A 2,409-nucleotide genomic window follows, 5' to 3' on the forward strand; every position below is an offset into this window, starting at 1 on the left:
TATATATGGCCTTAAAAGATGAGTTTGATTCAACGTTTTTGGCTCCTGTAATACGACAGCTATTTGATCTACATCCTGATTTGACGTGGATCAGCTTACTGCCACTGGTACATGAGCAACTCATTAGCCCTGAACAGACACAATCTAAAACAGAGGCTAAGTCAAGTAAGGGCAAGAGGGCATCCTCAATTAAACAGACGCAATGGCATACCCTTGATAGTGAGGATTTGAGGTTTGTTCACTCTCAATCTGATTCTGATAGCGAAGTGTACACCGCAATGTCAAAGTCGGGTTTGATTTTAGACATTCAGTCATTGCTAGAAAAGGTGGTTTAATATTGCGCTGCTTCCCTGTGCCATACCCAGATGAATTAATCTATAGCTTGGTAGCTAGAGCTGGAATTCGCAGTGCGATAACAAGCTCTAAACAGCTACTAAGTGAAGTGTTTGGTGACAGAAAAGTGATTGCGACAATTGATCTGCCTAGTCATTTATCGTCGATATCAGAGCTGCTCATTAATACGGGACGATTTGACGTCCAACAGCTTATTTATGAACATACAATGTTCCCGATTTACGCTCCTTTTGTTGATGAAAGCATTAGGATTAGAGCGATGGAGCGAATGGAACGTTGCGCTAAGGGCTCTGTTCATCTAATGCTAGGATCCCCAGCTTCTATTGTAAAAACGTCGGATAACTTTTGTGTTTGCTCAGCTTGTGTCGCGGAACAAAAGCAAAAATATGGGGAAAGTTATTGGTCTAGATTGTGGTTTTTGCCATCTTTACCTTACTGCCCTAAGCATGGACTTCTAAGTCAATCGACAACCTCTTACCATGACAGTAGGCACACGTACCATGCATGTAGCCGAATACGATGTCAGCCCCTTTTATGTAACGACCATAATGTAACAGCGCAGCGGTTTGCTTACTTAGCTAGCAAAGCTAAAGAGGTCATGTGTTTACCAGCCCAAGACTCCCCGACTCAGCATCAATGGAGCCTTTTCTACAATCATCTAGCACACGACTTTGGGTGTGGAAAAGGTCCTAAACAGGTTGCTCACGATAAGATTGCAGACTTAGTTGTAAGCAAGATCGTTACCCCTGAGCTAACCATCAATTCTGATAGAGATACTAACTGGCTTCGCACGTTGTTTCGCCGTCATCGTAAAGCTTTTAGCTACCTACAGCACTTAATGGTTTGGTCTGCTTTTATTCCCGAAATGTCGGTTGGTGAAATCATCAAAGAAGTAAAATCAAAAGAGGGAGCGACGATATCCTTCTCGAAGGACAACGTTCATCTTGTGCCAAACTCTAATGAGAAAAAACGTAATCAGTGGCGTGACTTAATAGGGAAGACCCCGATTAAGAAAGCACGCAAACTTCGAGGTGGCGGTGCACTGTATGCTTGGCTTTACCGAAATGATAGAGATTGGCTATTAGCTTTCAATCGAGTCCATCAATCCCAATCTCATGTAAGGCAGAAAAAAGTAGATTGGAACGCAAGAGACCGCTCACTAACTAAGCAGCTTATTAGGATTGTCGAACGATTAGATACCGTTATTGATGGCCCTCGAAGAAGCAAAAATTTCTTACTTAAGTAGCTAGATGATTACGGCTCGGTGAGCAAAAAACTGAACTTATTACCCTTACTATCTCTTACTGTGAATCGGTATCAAGAAAGCGTCTTTGAGTTTCAAGCTCGTCGGCTAGTCATGGCAGTAATTGCAAAATCAAAAAAAGGTTCAGGAATGAGTCGCTGGAAATTGATGCGTTCAGCAAGTCTCCCGAAAGAAAGAGTCAGAGCAACATGCATTTATATTAGACCGAGGCGCTGCCCCTACACTGGTTATTCCTCAGCTTGAGCTGGCAAGGGTCCTATTTTATGCCAGCTCGTACTTATCGCGAGCGTCATTAATGTCTTCTCGTTTGCTTACAGACTTCAAGGTCGAAGTAAACACCAAGGAGGACTATGCCAATATCGAAGTGTTGCAAACATCAAACTTTCCTCCTTCGGCATTCAATGATTCAGCAACGAGAGCAATGTTGAGCTGGTTGCTTATTGATAGCAATGCAAAGCCTTCATTTGAGTCGATTTTTAGATATTTCAACGTCGAAAAGGAACGAGATGTGTCTGCGGGGTATAAGCGTTGGCTATTTCACTTTGATCCGCCACAAATGGCTGGATGGTCTTTCGAATACGAAGGCAGGCTTGATGCAAGTGGTCGCTATTTTCTGGTGGAAAAGATCACAGATATTGAAATTAATGCTCAAATGCCGTCTCGGGTCTACTTCCATAACCCGTCTTTTACGCATCCAGATGAAGGTCAAAAACCAACGTGTGGTGGTGAAGGCCCGGAACCGTATGAGCGCCCAGAAGATCATATTATCGATGATAATCGCGAGGCGTCCG

The 2,409-nt window shown here is 43.3% G+C and carries 1 protein-coding gene and 3 pseudogenes; all 4 read left to right on the plus strand.

Features of this window, described 5'->3' with window-relative positions; all coding sequences use genetic code 11:
• Positions 1-335 (plus strand): annotated as a pseudogene (locus IQR33_RS33695) (AAA family ATPase); the annotation flags it as partial.
• A 17-nt stretch (positions 336-352) separates the two neighbouring features.
• Positions 353-796, plus strand: a pseudogene (locus tag IQR33_RS33700) (TniQ family protein); the annotation flags it as partial.
• 156 nt (positions 797-952) lie between these two features.
• The gene (locus IQR33_RS33705; protein WP_228014023.1) at positions 953-1,600 is read left to right on the plus strand and encodes a TnsD family Tn7-like transposition protein; all 648 of its coding nucleotides are present in this window, start codon (positions 953-955) and stop codon (positions 1,598-1,600) included.
• Positions 1,601-1,913: 313 nt separating this feature from the next.
• Positions 1,914-2,409 (plus strand): annotated as a pseudogene (locus IQR33_RS33710) (transcriptional regulator); the annotation flags it as partial.

This window comes from Vibrio sp. OPT46 (genome assembly GCF_015163535.1).
GTDB classification, from domain to species: domain Bacteria; phylum Pseudomonadota; class Gammaproteobacteria; order Enterobacterales; family Vibrionaceae; genus Vibrio; species Vibrio alginolyticus.